This window comes from Streptomyces sp. 11x1, from assembly GCF_032598905.1.
In the GTDB taxonomy this organism is placed as follows: domain Bacteria; phylum Actinomycetota; class Actinomycetes; order Streptomycetales; family Streptomycetaceae; genus Streptomyces.
Map to the genome: position 1 here is coordinate 8997520 of NZ_CP122458.1, position 22343 is coordinate 9019862.

The window sequence follows — 22343 nt, forward strand, 5'->3', positions numbered from 1 at the left end:
CGGTGGGGGGAGCCCATCGCACACCGATCACACCAGCGAGCTGCCATGACCGCGACCTCCGCCACCGCCACCCGCGTCCGGACCCGCACGGGCGGGCCCGGGGACGACGGCCCGAAGATCGTCGAGCACGTGATGGGCTGGACCCTGGTCGTGGTCGTCGCGATGCTGGTGGCCCAGCTGGGTCTGCTGTGATCTGATCCGCCGCTCGATTCTGTCGATCAGAGTCGAACAAGCTGGTGGTGAGGGTCTGCCATACTGCGGTTGTCCCGCTGGCAGTTGGAGACCAGGACCGAAATTGAACAGCAGTCAACAGCGTGGAGTCGCACCGCCGCGGGTTCGCGGCACCGACCGTTCGCTGGCGCGCCGCGCCGAACTCATCTCCATCGGGCGCAAGTTGTTCGCCGACACGTCGTACGACACGTTGTCCATGGACGACATCGCGCGACAGGCGCACGTGGCCAAGGGACTGATCTACTACTACTTCAAGTCCAAGCGCGGCTACTACCTCGCGATCGTCGAGGACTCGGTGGCCGATCTGATCACGTTCGCGGCGAGCGGGCTCCAACTGCCGCCCGTGGAACGGGTGCACCGGACCATAGACTGCTATCTGCGGTACGCCGAGGACAATCAGGCCGCCTACCGCACGATCGTCAGTGGCGGTGTCGGCTTCGACACCCAGGTGCACGCGATCCGGGACGGCGTCCGCGAGGCGATCGTCGCCACCATCGCGGAGGGCGCGTACGGCAGGACCGACATCGAACCGGTCGCCCGCATGGGCCTGTTCGGCTGGGTGTGCGCGGTCGAGGGCGCCACGCTGGACTGGATCGACCGCCCTGAGCTGCCCCGAGAGACCATGCGCGACCTGCTCGTCAAGATGCTGGGCGGCTCGCTGCGCGCCATCGAGGAGCTGGCCCCGGCCTATCTCGCGCCGGAGCCCGCCCGCCGGGACGCCTGAGCGCTCCCCGGGGCGGCGACACCCGGCGACGCACTCGGGGTGGGGGTCCGTGACCGACCGACCCCCACCCCAAGTCCCCCTTCGCCGCGGTTACCTGATCGCCTTGATCAGTTCACCATCGGCGGTGTCGCCGCTCAGCTCCCAGAAGAAGGTGCCGCCGAGGCCCTGCGCGTCCTTGTACGCCATCTTCCCCTTGATGGTCCGCGGGGTGTCGTAACTCCACCAGTCGTCACCGCACTTGGCGTACGCGGTGCCGCCGACGATCCCGTTGGCCGGGCACGTCTTCTTGAGCACCTTGTAGTCCTCGTAGCCCGCCTCGTACGTCCCCGCGGCCGGGCCGGTCGCCGTACCGCCGGGCGCGGACCGAGTCACCCCGGTCCAGCCGCGGCCGTAGAAGCCGATGCCGAGCAGCAGCTTGGAGGACGGGATGCCGAGGCCCTTCAGCTTCTGGATGGTGGCGGCGGTGTTGAAGTGCTTGTCGGCGATGCCCGGGTACGGGTACAGCGGCGAGTGCGGGGCGGTGGTCGCGTCCCAGGAGCCGAAGTAGTCGTAGGTCATCGGGTTGTACCAGTCGACGTACTTCGCGGCGCCCGCGTAGTCCGCCGCGTCGATCTTGCCGCCGGGCTTGGCGTCGGCCGTGATCGCTGCGGTGACGAGCTCCTTCTTGCCGAATCGTTTGCGCAGTGCGGCCATCAGCTCCTCGAAGGACTCGCTGCCGCTGGTGTCGCAGGTGAGGCCGCAGGCGTTGGGGTACTCCCAGTCGATGTCGATCCCGTCGAAGACGTCCTTCCAGCGGGAGTTCTCGACGAGGTCGTAGCAGGAGTTCGCGAAGGCCTCAGGGTCCTTCGCCGCCTCACCGAAGCCACCGGACCAGGTCCAGCCGCCGAACGACCAGACGATCTTGAGGTTCGGGTGCAGCTTCTTCAGCTTGCGCAGCTGGTTGAAGTTGCCGCTCAGCGGCTGGTCCGCGCTGTCCGCGACGCCGTCCACGGACTCCTCGGCGGTGAAGGGCTTGTCGGTGTCCGCCCAGGCGTCGCCGAGGGAGCACTTGCCGTCGACGACGTTTCCGAAGGCGTAGTTGATGTGCGTGAGCTTCTTCGCCGAGCCTGAGGTCTCGATGTTCTTGACGTAGTACTTGCGGCCGTAGATGCCCCAGTCGATGAAGTAGCCGACGACCTTGGAAGGGGCCGCGCCGGGCGTGCGCTGCGGGGAGCCGGCCTCCGCCGGGGTGGCGGTCGCGGTGCCCGCTCCGGCGAGCAGTCCTGCGCCGAGAGTGGCGCAACACGTGGCGGCGACGAGCGTCCTGACGGGGACGCGGGGGCTGTGCGGTCTGAGCATCGTGACTCCGGGGGAGGAGAGCGGGACGGGGAGGGTCCTGCCTGGACCTGCTGTGCCGAGGGGGGTGAACGCGGTGTCGCGTTGTTGGTGGAGAACGTAGAGGACTAGACCACTGGGGTCAATGGTTCGGACCAATTTGGGTGAGGGTGCGGCGGGCTCGAAAAGTGCCCGGATGAACGGTCGTTAACCGGCGACTCGCTGCTCCGGATCGGGCATACTCCAAGCGCCACCGCCGCTGATCAGCGGCTTCCGCGATCCGGAGGAGGACCATCGGCTGTGGCACGTGTGACCCGGCGGCACCACCCCATCCCCGGTGAAGTGTCCGCCGCCGTGCCCTACAGGGAGGAGAGCGTTGCCATGCCCGAGCGCGCCGCGCAGCCGGTGGACCGTCAACTGCCCACGGAAGAGGCCCGCGATCTGATCTCGCTCGTCCGTGAGATCGCGCAGCGGGAGATCGCCCCGCACGCGGCCGCGGAAGAGGACGCCGGCCGGTTCCCTCGCGAACTCTTCGGTCTGCTCTCCGAGTCGGGACTGCTCGGCCTGCCGTACGACGCGGAACACGGTGGCGGGGGCCAGCCGTACGAGGTCTATCTGCAGGCGCTGGAAGAGCTGGCCATGGCCCGTCTCACGGTCGGCCTCGGGGTCAGCGTCCACACCCTGGCCTGTCACGCCCTCGCCGACTACGGGACCGAGGAGCAGCGGGCCGAGCATCTGCCGGCGATGCTGGGCGGCCGTCTGCTCGGCGCGTACTGCCTCTCCGAGCCCTCGTCCGGCTCGGACGCCGCGTCCCTGCGGACGAAGGCGGTACGGGAGGGCGAGGAGTGGGTGATCAGCGGCACCAAGGCGTGGATCACCCACGGCGGCAACGCCGACTTCTGCACGGTGATGGCCCGAACGGGCGGCGAGGGCTCCGGTTCCCGGGGCATCACGGCCTTCCTGGTGCCGGGGGACGCCGCGGGGCTGAGCGCCGCGGCACCGGAGAAGAAGATGGGCATGAAGGGGTCACCCACCGCGCAGCTCCACTTCGACGGGGTGCGCGTCGCCGACAGCAGGCGCATCGGTGAGGAGGGCCAGGGCTTCGCGATCGCCCTGTCCGCGCTCGACTCCGGACGGCTCGGCATCGCGGCCTGCGCGATCGGCGTGGCCCAAGCGGCACTCGACGAAGCGGTCGCCTACGCCACCGGACGGCAGCAGTTCGGGCGCCCGATCTCCGACTTCCAGGGGCTGCGCTTCATGCTCGCGGACATGGCGACACAGGTGGAGGCGGGCCGCGCGCTCTACCTCACGGCGGCGCGACTGCGCGACGCGGGCAGGCCGTTCTCCCGGCAGGCGGCCATGGCGAAGCTGCTGTGCACCGACGCTGCGATGAAAGTCACCACGGACGCCGTTCAGATCCTCGGCGGGTACGGCTACACGACGGACTTCCCCGTCGAGCGGTACATGCGCGAGGCCAAGGTGCTCCAGATCGTCGAGGGAACCAATCAGATCCAGCGGATGGTCATCGCACGTCACCTCGCGGGGCCCGAGTCACGCTGAACGAACCACGGGAGAAGCCGGGCGCCCCGAACGGGTCCGCGCGGGTGCCGAACTGGTCGAGACCGCTCGGCGGCGTCGCCAGTCGCACCCACTCCGGATCGTGACGCCCCGGCAGAGTGCGGCCCCGGTCGGCCCAAGTCCGCAGCAGAGCACGGTAGATGGGCGGGTCCTGAAGCGGGGCCGACCCTTGCGGAAGCGATTCTGCCGAAGCCGGTACGAAGATGTGAAGCCGACTCCTGGTCACCGAAAAAGGTGGGGTCATACCGGGCCAACGCGCACGAGGCCGCGCTGGTCACCGTTCCCGGGAATCGTGTCTGAGTTCGCGCCGGAACCGAACGGGGCAGGACGGGCCTGCCCGCCGGGCACGGAGGCGTCGGGCCCGACCGGGCCCTGAATCAGGCGGCCTGGCGCTGATCGGCCTGGCTCTGCTCGGGCTGCTGACGCCGCATCACCGGCACGCGGATCGGTCGCGAGCCCGGGCCGCCGACGTGCGAGAAGGGCTGGGTCCGCCAGTCGAGGCCCTGCGGGAGCGTCAACAGCAGCGCGGTGTCCTGCTCCTGAGCCTCGACGGACTCGTCCGCCGACCGGGCCTCGCTCGCCGAACGACCGGTGCCGGCACAGGCCGTGAGCCCGAAGGGGTTCCACGGCGACACGACGCGCGCGTGCTCGGGGAGGCTGTCCTCCTCGGACAGCAGGGCGATGGGCTGAGCGCAGTCCGGGCAGATCACCCGGTACGTCTCGAAGGTGTCGTACGCGTCGAACTCGTCGTCCGGTTCGACGCCCTCCGGCTCGGGCTCGATGACCGCCTGGAGTCGCTTGGGTGCGGTACGACCAGGGCGCTTAAGATTCTGCATGGGATTCTCCCCCTCGGGCTGGGCCGTGAAGGCACTGCGGCCTCGACCACAGCAAGCACTTCCCGCCCCGTCTCGGAGGTAATCACGAGATCATCACGAAGCCTGTTCGGGTGCTGTGGTCTTCGTCACATGCCGCTCGCAGGTGCCCCAGATGGTCCGGCTGTCACCCGTATGGCTCACAGGCGGTTCTCGGGCACATCACGAACCGGGCATGACCTGCGCCGCTCAGGTATCGGAGGCGATCAACCGCCCTGTAGGTTCTTGCGCCATGGAGGAGCTGGACCGACAGATCGTGCAGCTGCTCGTCGCGGACGGGCGGATGAGCTACACCGACCTGGGCAAGGCCACGGGCCTGTCCACGTCGGCGGTGCATCAGCGGGTGCGCCGACTCGAGCAGCGTGGCGTCATCCGGGGCTATGCCGCGGTCGTCGACCCGGAGGCCGTCGGGCTGCCGATGACCGCGTTCATCTCGGTCAAACCGTTCGATCCCAGCGCCCCCGACGACATCGCCGAACGCCTCGCGGGCGTCCCGGAGATCGAGGCCTGCCACAGCGTCGCCGGCGACGAGAACTACATCCTCAAGGTCCGCGTGGCGACCCCGCACGAGCTGGAGGAGCTGCTGGCGCGCCTGAGGTCGCTCGCCGGCGTCTCGACGCGGACGACGGTGGTGCTGTCCACTCCGTACGAGGCCAGGCCCCCGAGGATCTGACCGCCGCGGCACGGCCGCCGCCCGACTTCTCCTCGACCGCCTGCCGCCTGCCGCCTGCCGCCTGCCGCCTGCCGCCTGCCGCCTGCCGCCTGCCGTTTGTCTGGCATCTGTGCCGTCTGCCGGTCTGCCGCTCGTCGGTTCACTGCCGACTGCTCATCGCTGTGGGCAGTCGTTCCGGGCGATGGGGGCACCTCCCGCTCGAGCGAAGTCGAGAGTGGGGAGGGGCGGGCGCAGCCGACAGCACCGGGTGCCTCGAAACACCGGCCCAAGTACGTCGCGGCAGCCGCCGCACGCGAGACTGTCCCCATGAGCGATCGCACAGCCCCGTCGAACACCGTGTTGCTCCGCGGTGGAGAAGTCCACAGCCCCGCCGACCCGTTCGCCACCGCGATGGTCGTGGAGCACGGCCAGATCGCCTGGGTCGGCTCCGAGGGCGCCGCCGACGCCTTCGCGGCCGGCGTCGACGAGGTGGTCGATCTCGAAGGGGCCCTGGTCACCCCGGCGTTCACCGACGCCCATGTGCATACCACCGCCACCGGCCTCGCGCTCACCGGCCTCGACCTCACCGCCGCCCCGTCCCTGGAGGCCGCGCTCGTTCTCGTACGGGAATTCGCCGCCGCGCGCCCCGGCGACCGCGTCCTCCTCGGTCACGGCTGGGACGCCGCCCGCTGGCCCGGGGGCCGCCCCCCGACCCGCGCCGAACTCGACGAGGCCACCGGCGGGCGCCCGCTCTACCTGAGCCGGATCGACGTCCACTCGGCCGTCGTCACCACCGCCCTGCTGGACATGGTCCCCGGCGCAGACACCTTCGAGGACGGCCCGCTCACCCGCGACGCCCACCACGCCGTACGCGCCACCGCCCTCGGCGCCATCACCCCCGCCCAGCGCATCGAGGCCCAGCGCGCCTCCCTCGCCCACGCCGCCTCCCTCGGCATCGGCTCGCTGCACGAGTGTGCGGGCCCCGAGATCTCCTCCGAGGACGACTTCACGGGGCTGCTGCGGCTCTCCGCCGAGGAACCCGGCCCGCGCGTCGTCGGCTACTGGGCGGAGCGCGACGTGGAGAAGGCGCGAGCCCTCGGCGCGGTCGGCGCCGCCGGCGACCTCTTCGTCGACGGCGCCCTCGGCTCGCACACGGCGTGCCTGCACGAGCCGTACGCCGACGCCGACCACACCGGCACGGCCTACCTGGACGCCGTCGCCGTCGCCGCCCATGTGATCGCCTGCACCGAGGCGGGCCTCCAGGCGGGCTTCCACGCCATCGGGGACGCCGCGGTGGCCGCGGTGGTCGAGGGTGTGCGGATGGCGGCCGAGAAGGTCGGCCTGGCCCGGGTGCGGGCTGCCCGGCACCGGGTCGAGCACGCCGAGATGCTCACCCCGGACACCGTCGCCGCCTTCGCCGAACTCGGCCTCACCGCTTCCGTCCAGCCCGCGTTCGACGCGCTGTGGGGCGGGGAGGAGGGCATGTACGCCCAGCGGCTGGGCGTCGACCGTGCCCGCACCCTGAACCCGTTCGCGGCGCTGCTGCGGGCCGGGGTGCCCCTGGCGTTCGGGTCCGACAGTCCGGTCACGGCTCTGGACCCCTGGGGCACCGTCCGGGCGGCGGCCTTCCACCGCACGCCGGAGCACCGGGTCTCCGTGCGTGCCGCGTTCACGGCGCACACACGGGGCGGCTGGCGGGCGATCGGACGCGACGACGCGGGCGTCCTCGTGCCGGGCGCTCCCGCGGACTACGCGGTGTGGCGCACCGGCGACCTCGTCGTCCAGGCCCCCGACGACCGCGTCGCCCGCTGGTCCACCGACCCTCGCTCCGGCACCCCCGGCCTGCCCGACCTGAGCCCCGGCTCCGACCTGCCCGTCTGTCTGCGGACCGTGGTCGCGGGGCGCACGGTTTTCGTACGGCCGGGCGAGTGATCTCCCGGGGGACGCGGAGCCGATCATGGCCCGCCGAGGCACCGCGCGACCTGCGCATCCTCCCCTCCCACCAGGCATGAGAGGCAATCTCCGCAGGTCAAACGGTGGTTGACAGTTGGCGGCAGGGGGCGGGTAGGTTCTGCCGGGTCCACCACCGGACGTCCGACCGGGGAACTTCCGCGCGGTCGCCGAAGCGCCGCTGGGTCAGGGGCGGTGTGCCGCACCGGCGCACCCTCACTGGGAGCCAGGCCCAGGGTCCGCGCTCCGGCGAGGGAACGTTCCGGCCCGGTCGGGTAGGTGCGACCCGGGTGGGGCCCGGACGCTCAGTAGACAACGGCTTTCGGTCGACCCGCAGCCAGCGGGCCCCAGGTCGGCCCGAAGGGCGTCGGGCCCCCATCCGTCGCAGGTGATTCCCCCCTCCGCCCGCGGCCTCGCAGGTCGTGCGAGGTCCTCTCCGGCGGCGCACGGGCTACGCAGAGCGCGCTCCCGCACACCCCCTGTTGAATCGACACCCCTCTGGACACCGGCCGACACTCCATCGCAGGCCGTGGCCACTATGGTGGTCCCCTGCGTACGGAGGACTTGAAGGGGCAGCAGTGAACGACGGCGACGGGACCCTCGCGGCTCAAGGCCAGGAGAGGCGGTTCGGCCCGCTCGGCACGGCCTTGGTGATCATCCCGACCTACAACGAGGCGGAGAACATCAAGGCGATCGTGGGCCGGGTGCGCAAGGCCGTTCCCGACGCGCACGTCCTGGTGGCCGACGACAACAGCCCCGACGGCACCGGCAAGCTCGCCGACGAACTGGCCGTCGAGGACGACCAGGTCCAGGTGCTGCACCGCAAGGGCAAGGAGGGGCTCGGCGCGGCCTATCTCGCGGGCTTCCGCTGGGGCATGGAGAACGGCTACGGCGTCCTCATCGAGATGGACGCCGACGGCTCGCACCAGCCCGAGGAACTGCCCCGGCTGCTCACCGCGCTCAAGGGCGCCGACCTCGTCCTCGGTTCCCGTTGGGTGCCGGGCGGGCGCGTCGTGAACTGGCCCAGATCCCGCGAGTTCATCTCCCGCGGCGGCAGCCTCTACTCCCGGGTGCTGCTCGACGTCCCCGTGCGTGACGTCACCGGCGGCTACCGGGCGTTCCGCCGCGAGACCCTCGAAGGGCTCGGCCTCGACGAGGTCGCCTCGCAGGGGTACTGCTTCCAGGTCGACCTCGCCCGCCGCGCGATCAAGGCGGGCTACCACGTGGTCGAGGTGCCCATCACCTTCGTCGAGCGCGAGTTGGGCGACTCCAAGATGAGCCGGGACATCCTCGTCGAGGCGCTCTGGCGGGTCACGGCGTGGGGTGTCGGGGAGCGGGTCGGCAAGGTGCTGGGGCGGGACGGGAAGCTGCCGGGGCGGGACGACCGAAAGCCCTGATCTCCCCTTATCCCGTGCTGAGCCCGGGCCAGGCACACTGGGAGCATGACGACTGGCGTTCCGTCCTCGACCCACCCTGTCCGGCCCCGGCGTTCCCGGCTGCGCACGTTCCTGCCGCTGGGCGTCGCCGCATGGCTGGTGCTGGAGATCTGGCTGCTCACGGTGGTCGCGGGCGCGGCCGGCGGGTTCACGGTCTTCCTGCTGCTCGTTGCCGGCTTCGTCAGCGGCTCGGCCGTGGTGAAGCGGGCCGGGCGGCGGGCGTTCCGGGTGCTGTCCGAGACGCTGCAACAGCAGCAGGGTGGGGCGGCCCCAGCGGGAGCGGGACCCGGATCCGGACCCGGCTCAGGAAAGAGCGAGGGCAACGGCTTCCTGATGCTGGGCGGCCTGCTGCTGATGCTGCCCGGGCTGGTCTCGGACGCGGTGGGGCTGGTGCTGTTGATCCCGCCGGTGCAGAGGGCGTTGGGGCGCTACACGGAGCGGACCTTCGAGCGGAAGATTCGTGAGGCGAGTTCGGGTTCTCTCGGGGATGCGTTCCAGCAGGCGCGGATGCACCGGCCCGACGGCAAGGTCGTGCAGGGGGAGGTCATCCGGGACGACGAGGGCTCCGGGGGTTCTGGAGACCTGCCGCCCCGTCCGCCGCTGAGCCGCTGAGCCACTTCCTCGCCCCCGCCGCCCCTACCCGTCCCATCCCCAGGGGCTGCGCCCCTATGACCCTCATCCGCGGGTCCGGTGGGGGCTGGTCGCGCAGTTCCCCGCGCCCCTGAAAAGCAGGGGCTGCGCCCCGTGCTTTTCAGGCCCGCAGCCCTTCGCTTTCTGGGCCGCGGGTGCCTGCAGCTTTCAGGGGCGCGAGGAACTGCGCGAGAAGCCCCACCCACCCGCACCCGACAACGCACTACGCAGGTCAAAGACCGCGGGCGCCGTACAGGTTCGTACGGCGCCCGCGGTCATCGGTTGCGCTGTCGGTCCGCCCGGCCCCCGGAGGGGTTACGCGGACTTGCGGCTGTCTCGCGGATGCACCGCGATGTTCATCGCGCCGGAGCGGAGAACCGCCAGGCGCTCTTCGAGGACCTCTTCGAGTTCCTCACGCGTGCGCCGCTCCATCAGCATGTCCCAATGTGTACGCGCGGGCTTGGCCTTCTTTTCCTCAGGGCCGTCGCCGTCCACGAGGAGTGCCTGGGCCCCGCAGACCTTGCACTCCCACTCCGGCGGAATCTCCGCCTCGACCGAGAAGGGCATCTCGAAGCGGTGCCCCTTCTCGCATGCGTACTCCACGGCCTGGCGCGGAGCCAAGTCGATGCCGCGGTCCGTCTCGTAGCTGGTCACCACGAGGCGCGTGCCGCGAAGAGCTCGCTCACTCATGAATCGTGCCTCCCGGGCTTGTCGCCCACAGGACAGGTGTCGCTGTCGTCGTCATCCGGTCAACGTCCGGTCGGCGGTAAAGATTCCCGTTCCGTGTCCCGTTCCGGGTCATGCGTCGCCGTCGTAGCCGCCCTTGTTGTACCCACCGGCGCCCGGTTTGTCACATCTGGCAGCAGATGTCACCCAGCGTTTCGGCATCTTTGACGCGCAGTAACGGTACGCCAGGCAGGCCAAACGCGTACACTACAGCTCTTTCGCTTCCGGCGCTAAATCCTGTCCGGCACGGGATTGCCCGCGTCGCTGATCGCCCGGCGCACCGGAACCCTCATGAGCAGGGCGAAGCCCAGGACGAAGAAGGCCACCAGCGAGATGATCGCGTCCCGATAACTTCCGGTCAGCTGGTAGGTCACGCCGAACAGCAGCGGGCCCAGCCAGCTCATGCCGCGGTCGCTCATCTCGTACGCGGCGAAGTACTCGGCCTCCTTGCCCGGCGGGACGAGATGGGAGAAGAGGGAGCGGGACAGGGCCTGGCTGCCGCCGAGGACCAGGCCGATGCCCGAGGCGAGGACGAAGAACCACAGCGGGGCACTCGCCGGGAGGAAGTAGCCGGCGGCGAGGATCAGGGTCCAGGCGACCAGGGAGCCGAGGATCGTGCGCTTGGCGCCGTGGCGGCGGGAGAGCCGGCCCATGCCGAGGGCGCCCCCCACCGCCAGGATCTGCACCAGCAGCACGGCCACGATGAGGGTGGACTGCTCCAGGTCGAGTTCCTCGGAGCCGTACACCGAGGCCTGGGAGATCACCGTCTGGATGCCGTCGTTGTAGACGAGGTAGGCGAGGAGGAAGCTCAGCGTCAGCGGATGGCGCCGCATGTCACGGACGGTCGCCGCCAGTTGACGCAGTCCTGGGGCCGTCGTTCCCGCGGACTCGCCGGCCGGTCGACGCCGGTCGCGCAGACGGTTCAGCGGGATCAGGGTGAAGGCGCCCCACCACAGGCCGGCCGAGGCCAGACAGATGCGGACGGCCATGCCCTCGGAGATGCCGAAGGCCTCGTGGGCGGTGAAGAGGATCAGGTTCCCGACCAGGACCAGGGAGCCGGCCGCGTAGCCGAAGGCCCAGCCCCGGGAGGAGACGGCGTCGCGCTCCTCGGGCGGCGCGATCTGTGGCAGGTAGGAGTTGTAGAGCATCATCGCGACGGACTGCGCCGCGTTCGCCACGACCAGCAGGACACCGCCGAGCAGATAGCGGTCGCCGTCGAGGAAGAACATGCCCGCGGTCGCGGCGGCGCCGACGTAGGCAGTCGCGGCCAGCAGCGGCTTCTTACGGCCCGTACGGTCGGCGGCCGCACCCACCAGCGGCATGATCACCACGGCGAGGATCACCGACAGGGACACCGAGTACGCGAAGAAGGAACCGGCGCGGACCGGTATGCCCAGCGGATGGACGTAGCCGTCCGCGTCGGCGGCGGACTTGGCGACCTCGGTCAGATAGGGGCCGAGGAACACGGTCAGGACGCTGGTCGAGTAGACGGAGCAGGCCCAGTCGTAGAAGTACCAGCCGCGTTGTTCGCGCCGTCTGCCCGCGGCCTCGTCGGCCGCGTCCGTCCGCACGGTGTCGGTGCCCACCCGTGCCCCCCTCGCTTCCCCGTGAACGGGCCGCGCGAGGGCGTCAGACCCAGGTCCCCCGGTCCTCAAGCACTTTGCGCAGCGTGTCGATGTGATCGGTCATGATGCCATCGACGCCCAGGTCCAGCAGTCGGTGCATACGTTGCGGTTCGTTCACGGTCCAGACGTGCACCCGCAGCCCGCGCGCATGGGCCGCGCGCACGAACCGGTGGTCGACCACGGGCACCCCGGCGTGCGATTCGGGCACCTGCGCGGCGACCGCCGAGCGGCGCACCGTGGCGGGGACGCCCCACGAGCGCAGCCGCAGCCCCAGCACGCCGCTCGTGCCGTACGAGGTGGCCAGGCGCGGACCGGCGAGGCGCTGGGCGCGGGCCACCCGGGACTCGGAGAAGGAGCCGACGCAGACCCGGTCCCAGGCCGCGGTGCGGGCGATCAGGTTGAGCAGCGGGTGCAGCGCGGGCTCCGCCTTGACGTCCACGTTCCAGCGGACCTCGGGGAACTCTTCGAGCAGCTCCTCGAAGAGAGGGACCGGCTCGACGCCCGCCACACGCGCGCTGCCGATCTCCCTCCACGACAGATCGGCTATCCGGCCCGCCCCGTCGGTCATCCGGTCCAGGGTCGAGTCGTGGAAGGCGACGAGCTTGCCGTCGAGCGTGGCGTGGACGTCGGTCTCGATGTAGCGGTAGCCCGACTCCACCGCCCGCCGGAACTGGGCCGTGGTGTTCTCCAGGCCGTCGGCCGCCCCGCCCCGGTGGGCGAAGGCGATCGGGCCCGGGTGGTCGAGGTAGGGGTGGCGTATGAGGGCGGTCACCTGGGAAGTATCGCCCGCTTCGGTGGACCGGTGGCAACGACCGTGCTGCCGGTTTCCGAGGGCACGGCGAACACGCGCAGGAAGAACTGGGTCAGGGGCCCTATGCAGAGGGCGTAGAGAAGGGTGCCCACCCCGACCGTGCCGCCGAGGACGAAGCCGGTGGCCAGCACCGCGACCTCCACGGCCGTCCGCATCAGCCGCAGCGAGCGCCCGGTGCGCCGGTGCAGCCCCGTCATCAGGCCGTCGCGCGGGCCCGGGCCGAAGCGGGCCGCGATGTAGAGACCGGTCGCCGCGCCGTTCAGCACGATCCCGGCGGCCAGCAGGGGGATCCGTACGGCCATGGTGTGCGCCTCCGGCACCAGCGCCAGGGTGGCGTCCATCGCGATGCCCACCACGAAGACGTTGGAGACCGTGCCGAGGCCCGGGCGCTGACGGAGCGGGATCCACAGGAGCAGCACCGCCGCGCCCACGACGATCGACACCACCCCGATGGTCAGCCCGGTCAGCTCCGCCAGGCCCTGGTGCAGCACGTTCCAGGGCTCCAGGCCGAGCCCCGCCCGTACGAGGAGCGCGGAGCTGGCGCCGTACAGCGCGAGCCCGGTGTAGAGCTGGACCAGCCGACGCCCCCGATGCGGCCGTGCGGGTTCCCGTCTGTCCTGTTGCGGTTCGGACCGCGGTTCGTGCCGTGGCTCGTGCTGTGTGGGCAAGATGTTCCCCCTGGTGGTGCCGGTGGCCTGACGCATGACACTCTGTGGCTTGGAGAGAGATGGCTTCCATGGCCAATTCGCGGAAGGTGGACTGGAAACATGGCGCAGTGGACTTCGGCGGTCGGCGCGGCTCAGCTCGCCCGGCTGCTCACCTCGCAGCAGGAGCGCCCCGCCGGCCCCGGCACCCGCCGCCCGCCCGCCTACCGCGCGCTCGCCGACGGGATCCGTCTGCTGGTGCTGGAGGGCCGTGTGCCCGTCGCGGCCCGGCTGCCCGCCGAGCGGGAGCTGGCGCTCTCCCTCTCCGTGAGCCGTACGACCGTCGCGGCGGCCTACGAGGCGCTGCGCACGGAGGGCTTCCTGGAGTCCCGGCGGGGAGCGGGCAGTTGGACCGCCGTGCCGGCGGGGAACCCGTTGCCCGCGCGCGGTCTGGAGCCGCTGCCGCCCGAGGCGCTCGGATCGATGATCGACCTGGGCTGCGCCGCGCTGCCCGCGCCCGAGCCCTGGCTCACCCGGGCGGTGCAGGGCGCGTTGGAGGAACTGCCGCCCTACGCCCACACGCACGGCGACTACCCGGCGGGGTTGCCCGCCCTGCGCTCCATGCTCGCCGACCGGTACACCGCGCGCGGCATCCCGACGATGCCCGAGCAGATCATGGTCACCACCGGCGCCATGGGGGCCATGGACGCCATCTGTCACCTCTTCGCCGGGCGGGGTGAGCGGATCGCGGTGGAGTCGCCGTCGTACGCCAACATCCTCCAGCTGATGCGGGAGGCGGGGGCGCGGCTGGTGCCGGTCGCCATGGCGGACGGGCTCGCCGGGTGGGACATGGACCGGTGGCGGCAGGTGCTGCGGGACGCGGCGCCGCGATTGGCGTACGTCGTCGCCGACTTCCACAACCCGACCGGGGCGCTCGCCGACGAGGACCGGCGGCGGGGGCTCGTCGACGCGGCTCGGGGCGCCGGGACGGTGCTGGTCGCCGACGAGACGATGAGCGAGCTGTGGCTCGACGACGACGTGGAGATGCCGCGGCCCGTGTGCGCCTTCGATCCGGCGGGGTCCACGGTGATCACGGTCGGGTCCGCCAGCAAGGCGTTCTGGGCGGGGATGCGGATCGGGTGGGTGCGGGCGGCGCCGGATGTGATCCGGAGTCTGGTGGCGGCCCGGGCGTACGCGGACCTGGGGACGCCGGTGTTGGAGCAGTTGGCCGTGAACTGGCTGATGAATACCGGAGGTTGGGCGCAGGCCGTGGGGGTGCGCCGGGAGCAGGCCCGGGAGAACCGGGACGCTCTGGTGGCCGCGGTGCGCCGGGAGCTGCCCGACTGGGAGTTCTCGGAGCCCCGGGGCGGACTGACGTTGTGGGTCCGCACCGGGGGGCTGTCGGGGTCGCGGCTCGCGGAGGTGGGGGAGCGGGTGGGGGTCCGGGTGCCCTCCGGACCCCGGTTCGGGGTGGACGGGGCGTTCGAGGGGTATGTGCGGCTGCCGTTCACCGTGGGGGGAGCGGTGGCCGAGGAGGCGGCGGTGCGGTTGGCGGCGGCTGCGCGGTTGGTGCGGGACGGGGCGTCGGGCGGGAGCGAGGGGCCGCGGACGTTCGTGGCGTGAGGGCGCGGTTGGTGGGTGCGCGGCGGCTCATCCCCTCAGCTCGGCCGTCCGCTCGATCCGTCCGCTCTTCCCTCCGCCGGGGCCGCCTTGGTGAGGGCGTCCGCCAGGGTCGTGTGGGGCGGGAGCAGGTCCAGCACCGCCTGGCGGTGGGGCTCGGGGGTGGTGTCGTCGTAGGGGTCGGGTGTGGTCGGGACCTGGAGGCGGAGTGCAGGGGCGGGGCCCAGGCGGGCGTAGCCGCGGCCCGGGGGCATGTCCGGGGTGGGCGTCGTGGGGGGTGCGGCGCCCAGAACCGTCTCGACCTGGCCTGGGGAGGCGGGGCCCAGCACGACACGCGCGCGCGTGTGCTGGCGTACCACCTCCGTGAGGGCGTCCAGGTGGTCGAACTGTTCGGTGATCACGACGGTGACGTCGACCGCGCGGCCGTGCCTGAGGGGGATCTGCAGGAGGGACTGCGGGTCGGGCCGGCCCTCGGCCGCGGCGAGGTGGGTGAGCACGGTCGGGCGGTCGAGGAGGAGCCACAGGGGCCGACGGATGTCGTCCGGCGCCGGTAGGCCCGCCTGACGGGCACGGTTCGTGGCGATCAGCCGGCGCTCCGTCTCCTGGGACGCCCACTCCAGGCTCGCCAGGGCCCCGGAGATCCCGCTCTCCACGGCGAGGACCCCGTCGCGCCCGCTCAGGCACGCGTACTCGCCGCTGCCGCCGCCCTCGACGATCACGACGTCGCCGTGCTGGAGCGCCTGGAGGGCGATCGAGCGGAGCAGGGTCGTGGTGCCGCTGCCGGGCTCGCCCACGGCCAGCAGATGAGGCTCGGTGGAGCGGACGCCGGTGCGCCAGACGACCGGCGGCACGTCCCGCTGCTCCTCGCCGGAGGAGAGGGGGAGCGTGCGCTGGACGTGGGTCTCGTCGGTGAAACCGAGGACCGTCTCACCCGGTGCCGTCACGAAGCGCTGTGCGGTGATGTCGGTGGCGAGCGGGGGGAGGACGGCGACGGTGAGCTCGTTGCCCTCCTCGTCCCAGGTGAAGCGGTACTCGCGGCCGCGGCCCGCCTTGGTGTGCAGCAGTTGCTCGACGCGTGCGCGCGCCTCCGCCTCGCCGTCCGTGAAGTAGGCGGGGTAGCGGATCAGCAGGTGGCAGATCCGGCCCGTGCCGTCGAAGGCGTAGGTGGGGAAGGCCTTGTCCCAGGCGCCGCCGCGCGCGTAGAGCGGCTCGGGGTCCTCGGAGGCCGAGAAGTAGGGGACCAGGGCCTCGTAGAGGGAGCGCAGTCGCTGGGTCTGGGACTCGTCCGGGCCGACGGGCTCCGCGACGGCGCCCTCGCGGCCCGCCCAGGCTGCCGCCGCCATCAGGGCGATGACGGCGAGCAGCAGGCCGTACGGCACCAGGGTCACGACCAGGACGATCGAGGCCGCGAGGAAGAGCAGTGACCCACGACGGTCCTTCGGGGTCTCGGCCCATCTGCGGCGCCCGGCGGCGACCAGCCGGCGCAGTCCACGCGTGATCGTGATCAACGGGTGGAGGACGTCGGTGGCGCCGTCGGCCGCCGTCCGGGCCAGCTCCCGGCTCCTGGCGAGGTGCGCGCCACCGGTGCTCAGAATGCGGGGGAGGGGGACCCGGGCCACGGCAGTCTCCTGGGGGTGCGTGCGGATGGGGGCGGGGTCAGAACTTGATCCCGCCGAGGAGGCTCGCGAGGCTCTCGCCGCCCGCTGTGATGCTCGGGGCGATGCCCGTGCTGGCGAGATAGAAGCCGAACAGCGTGACGACGATGCAGTGCGATGCCTTCAGGCCGTCCTTGCGGAAGAACAGGAAGACGATGACGCCGAGCAGGACGACGCCTGAGATGTTCAGGATCATTTGGGCTCTCCTGGTTGGGGGGACAGTCACCATGAGTTCTTCCAAGGTCACAGGATGTATCCATACGATAAAAGGTGCATATGGGTGAAATTCGATGGAATTCGCTCCGATGGCCGAGTCATGGTTGGGCCGTCCGAGCTGGGCTGTTGCGCGCGACGGGACTCGGTGTGATCTTTGCCTCGGCTCTGTCCGCTGATGTGTGCGTCGAGCCAGTACCCTGGCGATTCACCCGTTCGGCTTCGAGGCGTGTCTGTGAGAGGTGGTCCCGGCGATGAGCGAAGCCCCCGACCCCGAGGTCGTGGAGCTGGCGACCAAGATCTTCGATCTGGCCCGCAGGGGCGAGACCGAGGCGCTCGTGGCGTACGTCGACGCGGGTGTTCCGGCCGACCTCACCAACGATCGCGGCGACTCCCTCGTGATGCTCGCCGCGTACCACGGTCACGCGGACGCCGTCCGGGCCCTCCTGGCCCGTGGCGGGGAGGCCGACCGGGTCAACGACCGCGGCCAGACCCCCCTCGCCGGGGCGGTTTTCAAGGGCGAGGAGAGCGTCATCCGGGTTCTCCTGGACGACGGGGCCGACCCGGCCGCGGGCACTCCGAACGCGGTCGACACCGCCCGGATGTTCGGCAGGACACATCTGCTCGAACTGTTCGCAGCGCACTGATCAACATGTTCTGACCAGGAAAAACACGAAAGACGGGGGAGGCGGTACGGGGCCGCCGGATATTTCGGTCGCGGCAGCGAGAACCGCCGGGTCATCATGACGTCGTGATTCACGGACATGATGGCTGGGCAGGTGTTGCCGCACCGCGTGGGCCGTGACGCGGTCCGCATGGGCCACCGACGAGAGGCAGAGGAAGATGGTCTTCAGCAAGCAAGAGACGGCGGGCGCTCCGACGTGTTGTCACGCGGCCAGGTAATGCAGGATTCCCGGTTGCGCCGACGCTTGATGTGAGGCTGTTTCCCATGTTCGAACCGGTCATAGCGCCCAGCGGTACGCTGCTCGGCCTGCTGCAGAGGGGCCGCGGCGACGGCACCCTGCATGCGCTCACCGCCCCGCGGGCCGAGGCGCTCGCGGCGCTGAACCACTGTGTGCTGAGCGACCCCCGCCACGACTGGCAGGTGGAGAACCGCTCGCTCTACTACGCCCGTCTGTACCTCGACCTGAGCGGTGAGCTCGACGAGATCGAGCGGCACCTCTTCGACGCCGAGGACGTGCTCGACACCGACGAGTCACGCACCGGGCTGGCCCTCGCGGTCCTCGGGCACCTCGCCTCGTACGGCAGGCGGGACGCGCTCGAACTGCTGCGCAGGTACGCCGCCGTGGGCACCAGCTGGGCCTGGGCCCTGGACGAGCTGGCCCTCAGGGACGACGACGAAGGGCTGCGCTCCCTCGCCGAACCCGTCCTGGCCCGCTTCACCACCGATCCGGAGGGTGAGGCCGAGCTGGCCGCCGCCGTCCGCGACGCCTTCGAACCCCGGCCCTGGCGGCTGTGGGCCGACGACCCCCGCGAGGCGATCGCCACCCGCGTGCGCGCCGCCCACGAGACCGGCTGTTTCGACCGCTGGCAGCGGCAGATGCGACCCAGCGGGCCCCGGCCCGGGTGGAGCGTCAAGGCCGTGTTCGAGTGGGCCCAGCAGGGCATCGAACGCGGAGCGGTCCTCCATGTGCCCGCGGCGCGGTGCCTGACCGCCGTCGCCGGCCCCGACGACCGGCCCGAGATCCTCTCCGCCGCCAGGTCGGGCGACGACGGCGCCCGCTGCACCGCCTTGCGCTACCTCGCCGACGGCAACGATCCCGACGCCCTCGACCTGATCGAGGGCGCCATGGCCGACGGCACGACGATGGTCGTGCAGGCCGCCGTCGACGCCTTCGAACGGATGCGCAGTATGGCCGCCGTCGACCGGGCACGCGGCTGGGTGCACCGGCCCGACCCCCTGGGCGCCGCCGCCGGACGCATGCTCGCCTGTCTCGGCGGGACCAAGGACAGGGACCTGGTGCTCGGCGCGTTGCGCGAGGCCGTACGCGGCGAGGGACCGGACGCGCCGACCCTGTGGACCCTCGTCGACGGCACCGGACGCCTCGGCATCGTCTGCGCCGCGCCCGTCCTGCGCCACATCTACCGCGAGACCGCCTCCTCCCACCTGCGCGGCCGCGCCGCCCGCGCGCTCGCCGCCACCGACCCCTCCTTCGCCGCCGGCTTCGCCGTCGAGTGCCTCTGGGACTGCGAGGAGACCACCCGCGAGATCGCCGCCCGGCACGCCGAGACGGGAGACGCGCGCGTCGTCGACCAGCTCCGCAGGCTCGCCGCCGACCCGGCCGAGGAGGCCGAGGTCCAGACAGCTGTACGCAGCCGAATCGGTCCTGACATGCCCGCAATGTGAACAGGGGGTGACCCGGACATCAGGCGGGCATGGACACGGTCCGACCAGGACAGGTGGGCAGCGCAACGCTCACGGGACGTTCCCCGCGCGGAAAGATCCACGTTGACGCGGCCACGTCCGGCACGACGACAACACCGGTATGCGTGTCGTCATAGTGACCGAGTCCTTTCCCCCCGATGTGAACGGCGTGGCCCACTGCGCCCTGCAGACCGCGCGGCACCTCGTCGCGCGGGGGCACGCCCCGCTCGTCGTGGCCCCGGCCACCGCCCAGGGAGCCGAAGCCGATCTCCAGGCGCCGTGCCCGGTCGTCCGCGTCCCCTCCCTCCCGCTCCCGGGCTACCCCCAGGTCCGCGTCGCCCTGCCCAGCCGCCGGGTCGCCGCGGCGATCGTCGAACACCGGGCCGACATCGTCCACCTGGCCAGCCCCTTCGTCCTCGGCGTGCGCGGCATGGCGGCCGCCGCCCGCCTCGGCGTCCCCGCCGTCGCCATCTACCAGACCGACCTCGCCGGCTACGCCCGCACCTACGTGCACGCCGGTGAGGCGGCGGCCTGGCGGCGCATCCGCTCCGTGCACGGCGCCGCCGACCGCACCCTCGCCCCGTCCAGCGCGGCCCTGCGCGACCTGGAGGCACACGGTGTGCCTCGGGTCAGCCTGTGGCCGCGCGGCGTCGACACCGTCCGATTCCGCCCCGACCTGCGCGACGCGGCACTGCGCCGCGAACTGGCCCCGAACGGCGAGCTGATCGTCGGCTACGTCGGCCGTCTCGCCCCCGAGAAGCAGATCGAACTGCTCGCCGGGGTGTGCGGCCTGGAGGGCGTGCGGGTCGTGGTCGTGGGCGACGGGCCGAGCGAACCCGGGCTGCGCGAAGCGCTGCCGGGAGCCGTCTTCCTGGGCCGGCGCACCGGCGAGGAACTCGCGCGGATCTTCGCCTCGTTCGACGTCTTCGCCCACACCGGCCCCTTCGAGACCTTCTGCCAGACGGTGCAGGAGGCCATGGCCAGCGGGGTGCCCGTGGTGGCGCCCGCCGCCGGGGGCCCGCTGGACCTCGTCGCCCACGGGCGCACGGGTCTCCTGGTCCCGCCGCGCGACGCGGCCGCCGTACGCGACGCCGTGTGGTCGCTCGCCGCCGACCCTGGACTGCGGGCCGCCTACGGGGCCGCCGGACGGGCCATGGTCGAGGGGCGCACCTGGGCGGCCGTCGGCGACCAGCTCATCGGGCACTACGCCGACGTGCTGACGGCGCGGACGGCGGTGGCGGCATGAGCACGGCTGCCGACGGGGCACCGAGGAACGGTGCCCGGACGGGGCTGCGGATCGTGCGGCTCGCCAATTTTGTCGCGCCCTCCTCCGGCGGACTGCGGACCGCGCTGCGGGAACTGGGCCGCGGCTACGAGGCGGCCGGGCACGAGGCCGTGCTGGTCGTGCCCGGAGAGCGGTACACCGACCGCGCGACCGAGCAGGGGCGGATGATCACCCTGCCCGGGCCGCTGCTGCCGGGCACCGGCGGCTACCGCGTCCTCATGGACAGGCGGCGGGTGGCCGGACTCCTGGAATCGCTGGAGCCCGGCCGGCTGGAGGTCTCCGACCGGACCACGCTGCGCTGGACGGGGAAGTGGGCCCGGCGGGCCAGGGTGCGCGCGGTGATGGTCTCGCACGAGACCGCCGACGGGGTGCTGCGGACCTGGGGGCTCTCCGAGGGCATGGCCCGCCGGGCCTCGGACGCCCTCAACGTCCGTACGGCCCACACCTACTCGCGGGTGGTGTGCACCACCGAGTTCGCCGAACGGGAGTTCGTGCGGATCGGCGCGCGGAACGTCGTCCGGGCACCCCTGGGTGTCGACCTCGTGGGACGCCACCCGGCCCTGCGCGACCGGGGACTGCGGCAGCGGCACGCGCGCAAGGACGAGATCCTGCTGGTGATGTGCTCGCGGCTGTCCGTGGAGAAGCGGCCCGGCACGGCCGTCGATGCCCTGGAGGCGCTGCTCGCGCGCGGGCGGCGGGCCGTGCTGGTCGTCGCCGGGGACGGGCCACTGCGCGGCAGGCTCGAACAGCGCGCCCGCGGGCTGCCGGTGACCTTCCTGGGCCACGTGGGCGACCGCGGGGCGCTGGGCGCCCTTCAGGCGTCCGCCGACGTGGCACTGGCCCCCGGCCCCGCCGAGACGTTCGGGCTGGCCGCCCTGGAGGCCATGGCCTGCGGTACGCCCGTGGTGGCCAGCTCCTCGTCCGCGCTGCCGGAGGTCGTCGGACCGGCAGGCGCAACGGCTTCGGACAACGGGGAGTCCTTCGCGGACGCCGTCGAACTGCTGCTGGACCGGTCCGAGGGCGAGCGCAGGGAGGCGGCACGCGCGCGTGCCGAGTGCTTCGGCTGGCGGACGGCGGTGGACGCCTTCCTCGCCGCGCACGACGCGACCGTCGGACGCCCGGTGTGGGAGGAAGTGGGATGAGAGCCCGGCGGTTCGTGGCACTCGGCGACTCCCTCACCGAGGGCGTGGGCGACCCCGTCGCGGGCGGTCGGCGGGGCTGGGCCGCGCTGCTCGCCCACGGACTCGGACCCGGCATGGAGTTCACCAACCTGGCCGTCAGCGGTTCCCAGACGCGCGACGTCCTGGACCGGCAGCTGGCTGCCGCGCTCGACCTCCGCCCGGACGTCGCCTCGGTCGTCATCGGGGTCAACGACACCCTGCGGTGCACCTTCGACATCCACGCCGTCGCCGCCCGTCTCGACACGGTCTACGGCGCCCTGCGCGCGTCCGGAGCCGTGCTGCTCACCGCCTGTCTGCCCGACCCCGGGGCGATGCTCGGCCTGCCCGGGGCGCTCGCCCGGCCCCTGGCCCGACGGCAGCGGGCCGTCAACACCGTCGTGCACGCCCTGTCCGAGCGCCACGGCGCCGTCCATCTGCACGCGTCGGAGGGCGCCTGGCTGACGGACCGCGCGATGTGGAGCGCGGACCGGCTGCATCCCGGCGAGCGGGGGCACCGACAGCTCGCCCTCCGGTTCCACACCCTCCTCGCCGGGGCGGGAGTCGCCACGGGCCCCGCGCCCTCTGCCGAGCCCGACTCCCCGGCCCCCACCCGCGGCGCCGGCCTCTGGTGGCTGGCCACCGCGGGGACGGGCTGGGTGGCCCGGCGCTGCACCGACCTGCTCCCGCAGCTCCTGGCCCTCGCCGCCGCCGAGGTGCGCCACAGGGCGCGCGGCACCAGCGCGCGGCTGGACCTGTCCGCCTCCCACGCGGTGGCGTCCGCCCTGGCCGCGCTGTCCGCCGCCGAGCAACGGCCGGAGGTGGCGTAGGGCG

The 22343-nt window shown here is 72.1% G+C and carries 21 protein-coding genes; 13 read left to right on the top strand and 8 right to left on the bottom strand.

Annotated elements, in window-relative coordinates:
* Positions 1-45 precede the first annotated feature (45 nt).
* Together P8T65_RS39590 and P8T65_RS39595 are read left to right on the top strand one after the other, a co-directional pair.
* Positions 46-192: an SCO1431 family membrane protein gene (locus P8T65_RS39590; protein WP_184896477.1), complete on the top strand. Its 147-nt coding sequence runs from the start codon at positions 46-48 to the stop codon at positions 190-192.
* 103 nt (positions 193-295) lie between these two features.
* Positions 296-955 (top strand): TetR/AcrR family transcriptional regulator, encoded by a 660-nt coding sequence (locus P8T65_RS39595; protein WP_316730192.1) that lies wholly within the window; start codon positions 296-298, stop codon positions 953-955.
* Positions 956-1045: 90 nt separating this feature from the next.
* Here P8T65_RS39595 and P8T65_RS39600 read toward each other — a convergent pair whose 3' ends face one another.
* Positions 1046-2293: a glycoside hydrolase family 18 protein gene (locus P8T65_RS39600; protein ID WP_316730193.1), complete on the bottom strand. Its 1248-nt coding sequence runs from the start codon at positions 2291-2293 to the stop codon at positions 1046-1048.
* A 357-nt stretch (positions 2294-2650) separates the two neighbouring features.
* On the opposite strand from P8T65_RS39600, the gene P8T65_RS39605 reads away from it, so the two are divergent.
* Entirely contained in the window at positions 2651-3829 is a 1179-nt protein-coding gene (locus tag P8T65_RS39605; RefSeq protein WP_316731870.1) for an acyl-CoA dehydrogenase family protein, read from the top strand.
* Between the two features lie 395 nt (positions 3830-4224).
* On the opposite strand, the gene P8T65_RS39610 is transcribed toward P8T65_RS39605, so the two are convergent.
* A complete protein-coding gene (locus P8T65_RS39610; protein WP_316730194.1) occupies positions 4225-4683 on the bottom strand; it encodes a hypothetical protein in 459 nt (152 codons plus the stop codon).
* A 268-nt stretch (positions 4684-4951) separates the two neighbouring features.
* On the opposite strand from P8T65_RS39610, the gene P8T65_RS39615 reads away from it, so the two are divergent.
* The 4 genes from P8T65_RS39615 to fxsA all read left to right on the top strand — a co-directional run bounded on the left by P8T65_RS39615 (position 4952) and on the right by fxsA (position 9369).
* Positions 4952-5392 (top strand): Lrp/AsnC family transcriptional regulator, encoded by a 441-nt coding sequence (locus P8T65_RS39615; RefSeq protein ID WP_033532524.1) that lies wholly within the window; start codon positions 4952-4954, stop codon positions 5390-5392.
* A 306-nt stretch (positions 5393-5698) separates the two neighbouring features.
* Positions 5699-7303 (top strand): amidohydrolase, encoded by a 1605-nt coding sequence (locus tag P8T65_RS39620; RefSeq protein ID WP_316730198.1) that lies wholly within the window; start codon positions 5699-5701, stop codon positions 7301-7303.
* Positions 7304-7899: 596 nt separating this feature from the next.
* On the top strand, positions 7900-8718 hold the full coding sequence (locus P8T65_RS39625) for a polyprenol monophosphomannose synthase (RefSeq protein WP_316730200.1): 819 nt from the start codon (positions 7900-7902) through the stop codon (positions 8716-8718).
* 45 nt (positions 8719-8763) lie between these two features.
* The gene (gene fxsA / locus P8T65_RS39630; protein ID WP_316730201.1) at positions 8764-9369 is read left to right on the top strand and encodes an FxsA family membrane protein; all 606 of its coding nucleotides are present in this window, start codon (positions 8764-8766) and stop codon (positions 9367-9369) included.
* 333 nt (positions 9370-9702) lie between these two features.
* Here fxsA and P8T65_RS39635 read toward each other — a convergent pair whose 3' ends face one another.
* The 4 genes from P8T65_RS39635 to P8T65_RS39650 all read right to left on the bottom strand — a co-directional run bounded on the left by P8T65_RS39635 (position 9703) and on the right by P8T65_RS39650 (position 13253).
* The gene (locus P8T65_RS39635; RefSeq protein ID WP_003977404.1) at positions 9703-10077 is read right to left on the bottom strand and encodes an RNA polymerase-binding protein RbpA; all 375 of its coding nucleotides are present in this window, start codon (positions 10075-10077) and stop codon (positions 9703-9705) included.
* Positions 10078-10343: 266 nt separating this feature from the next.
* Positions 10344-11699, bottom strand: coding sequence for an MFS transporter (locus tag P8T65_RS39640; protein ID WP_316730212.1), 1356 nt, complete (start codon positions 11697-11699; stop codon positions 10344-10346).
* Between the two features lie 43 nt (positions 11700-11742).
* Positions 11743-12510 carry a glycerophosphodiester phosphodiesterase gene (locus tag P8T65_RS39645; RefSeq protein ID WP_316730213.1) on the bottom strand — a complete coding sequence of 256 codons (768 nt, stop codon included), beginning with the start codon at positions 12508-12510 and terminating at the stop codon, positions 11743-11745.
* Positions 12507-13253 carry a hypothetical protein gene (locus tag P8T65_RS39650; protein WP_316730214.1) on the bottom strand — a complete coding sequence of 249 codons (747 nt, stop codon included), beginning with the start codon at positions 13251-13253 and terminating at the stop codon, positions 12507-12509. Before P8T65_RS39650 ends, P8T65_RS39645 begins: the two co-directional genes overlap by 4 nt.
* Positions 13254-13316: 63 nt before the next feature.
* Between P8T65_RS39650 and P8T65_RS39655 the strand changes: the two genes are divergently transcribed.
* Positions 13317-14816, top strand: a complete 1500-nt coding sequence (locus P8T65_RS39655) for a PLP-dependent aminotransferase family protein (RefSeq protein ID WP_316730215.1) — start codon at positions 13317-13319, stop codon at positions 14814-14816.
* A gap of 35 nt (positions 14817-14851) precedes the next feature.
* Here the strand turns inward: P8T65_RS39655 and P8T65_RS39660 are convergent, their stop codons facing one another.
* Together P8T65_RS39660 and P8T65_RS39665 are read right to left on the bottom strand one after the other, a co-directional pair.
* Positions 14852-16432 carry a hypothetical protein gene (locus tag P8T65_RS39660; protein ID WP_316730216.1) on the bottom strand — a complete coding sequence of 527 codons (1581 nt, stop codon included), beginning with the start codon at positions 16430-16432 and terminating at the stop codon, positions 14852-14854.
* A gap of 37 nt (positions 16433-16469) precedes the next feature.
* Entirely contained in the window at positions 16470-16664 is a 195-nt protein-coding gene (locus P8T65_RS39665) for a hypothetical protein (protein WP_005485586.1), read from the bottom strand.
* Between the two features lie 271 nt (positions 16665-16935).
* Here P8T65_RS39665 and P8T65_RS39670 point away from each other — a divergent pair, with 271 nt between their 5' ends.
* The 5 genes from P8T65_RS39670 to P8T65_RS39690 all read left to right on the top strand — a co-directional run bounded on the left by P8T65_RS39670 (position 16936) and on the right by P8T65_RS39690 (position 22339).
* Positions 16936-17328: an ankyrin repeat domain-containing protein gene (locus tag P8T65_RS39670; protein WP_184896500.1), complete on the top strand. Its 393-nt coding sequence runs from the start codon at positions 16936-16938 to the stop codon at positions 17326-17328.
* Between the two features lie 302 nt (positions 17329-17630).
* Positions 17631-19049 carry a HEAT repeat domain-containing protein gene (locus tag P8T65_RS39675; protein ID WP_316730218.1) on the top strand — a complete coding sequence of 473 codons (1419 nt, stop codon included), beginning with the start codon at positions 17631-17633 and terminating at the stop codon, positions 19047-19049.
* Between the two features lie 139 nt (positions 19050-19188).
* Entirely contained in the window at positions 19189-20313 is a 1125-nt protein-coding gene (locus P8T65_RS39680) for a glycosyltransferase family 1 protein (protein ID WP_316730220.1), read from the top strand.
* Positions 20310-21494: a glycosyltransferase gene (locus P8T65_RS39685; RefSeq protein ID WP_316730222.1), complete on the top strand. Its 1185-nt coding sequence runs from the start codon at positions 20310-20312 to the stop codon at positions 21492-21494. Before P8T65_RS39680 ends, P8T65_RS39685 begins: the two co-directional genes overlap by 4 nt.
* Positions 21491-22339, top strand: coding sequence for an SGNH/GDSL hydrolase family protein (locus P8T65_RS39690; protein ID WP_316730223.1), 849 nt, complete (start codon positions 21491-21493; stop codon positions 22337-22339). Before P8T65_RS39685 ends, P8T65_RS39690 begins: the two co-directional genes overlap by 4 nt.
* The last annotated feature ends 4 nt before the right edge of the window (positions 22340-22343 follow it).

What these genes read in the sequence shown, in the direction of transcription:
- P8T65_RS39590 (WP_184896477.1), top strand. Translation starts at nt 46, where the DNA reads ATGACCGCGACCTCCGCCACCGCCACCCGCGTCCGGACCCGCACGGGC.
- P8T65_RS39600 (WP_316730193.1), bottom strand. Translation starts at nt 2,293, where the DNA reads ATGCTCAGACCGCACAGCCCCCGCGTCCCCGTCAGGACGCTCGTCGCC.
- P8T65_RS39605 (WP_316731870.1), top strand. Translation starts at nt 2,651, where the DNA reads ATGCCCGAGCGCGCCGCGCAGCCGGTGGACCGTCAACTGCCCACGGAA.
- P8T65_RS39610 (WP_316730194.1), bottom strand. Translation starts at nt 4,683, where the DNA reads ATGCAGAATCTTAAGCGCCCTGGTCGTACCGCACCCAAGCGACTCCAG.
- P8T65_RS39615 (WP_033532524.1), top strand. Translation starts at nt 4,952, where the DNA reads ATGGAGGAGCTGGACCGACAGATCGTGCAGCTGCTCGTCGCGGACGGG.
- P8T65_RS39620 (WP_316730198.1), top strand. Translation starts at nt 5,699, where the DNA reads ATGAGCGATCGCACAGCCCCGTCGAACACCGTGTTGCTCCGCGGTGGA.
- fxsA (WP_316730201.1), top strand. Translation starts at nt 8,764, where the DNA reads ATGACGACTGGCGTTCCGTCCTCGACCCACCCTGTCCGGCCCCGGCGT.
- P8T65_RS39635 (WP_003977404.1), bottom strand. Translation starts at nt 10,077, where the DNA reads ATGAGTGAGCGAGCTCTTCGCGGCACGCGCCTCGTGGTGACCAGCTAC.
- P8T65_RS39650 (WP_316730214.1), bottom strand. Translation starts at nt 13,253, where the DNA reads ATGCGTCAGGCCACCGGCACCACCAGGGGGAACATCTTGCCCACACAG.
- P8T65_RS39655 (WP_316730215.1), top strand. Translation starts at nt 13,317, where the DNA reads ATGGCGCAGTGGACTTCGGCGGTCGGCGCGGCTCAGCTCGCCCGGCTG.
- P8T65_RS39665 (WP_005485586.1), bottom strand. Translation starts at nt 16,664, where the DNA reads ATGATCCTGAACATCTCAGGCGTCGTCCTGCTCGGCGTCATCGTCTTC.
- P8T65_RS39670 (WP_184896500.1), top strand. Translation starts at nt 16,936, where the DNA reads ATGAGCGAAGCCCCCGACCCCGAGGTCGTGGAGCTGGCGACCAAGATC.
- P8T65_RS39675 (WP_316730218.1), top strand. Translation starts at nt 17,631, where the DNA reads ATGTTCGAACCGGTCATAGCGCCCAGCGGTACGCTGCTCGGCCTGCTG.
- P8T65_RS39680 (WP_316730220.1), top strand. Translation starts at nt 19,189, where the DNA reads ATGCGTGTCGTCATAGTGACCGAGTCCTTTCCCCCCGATGTGAACGGC.
- P8T65_RS39685 (WP_316730222.1), top strand. Translation starts at nt 20,310, where the DNA reads ATGAGCACGGCTGCCGACGGGGCACCGAGGAACGGTGCCCGGACGGGG.
- P8T65_RS39690 (WP_316730223.1), top strand. Translation starts at nt 21,491, where the DNA reads ATGAGAGCCCGGCGGTTCGTGGCACTCGGCGACTCCCTCACCGAGGGC.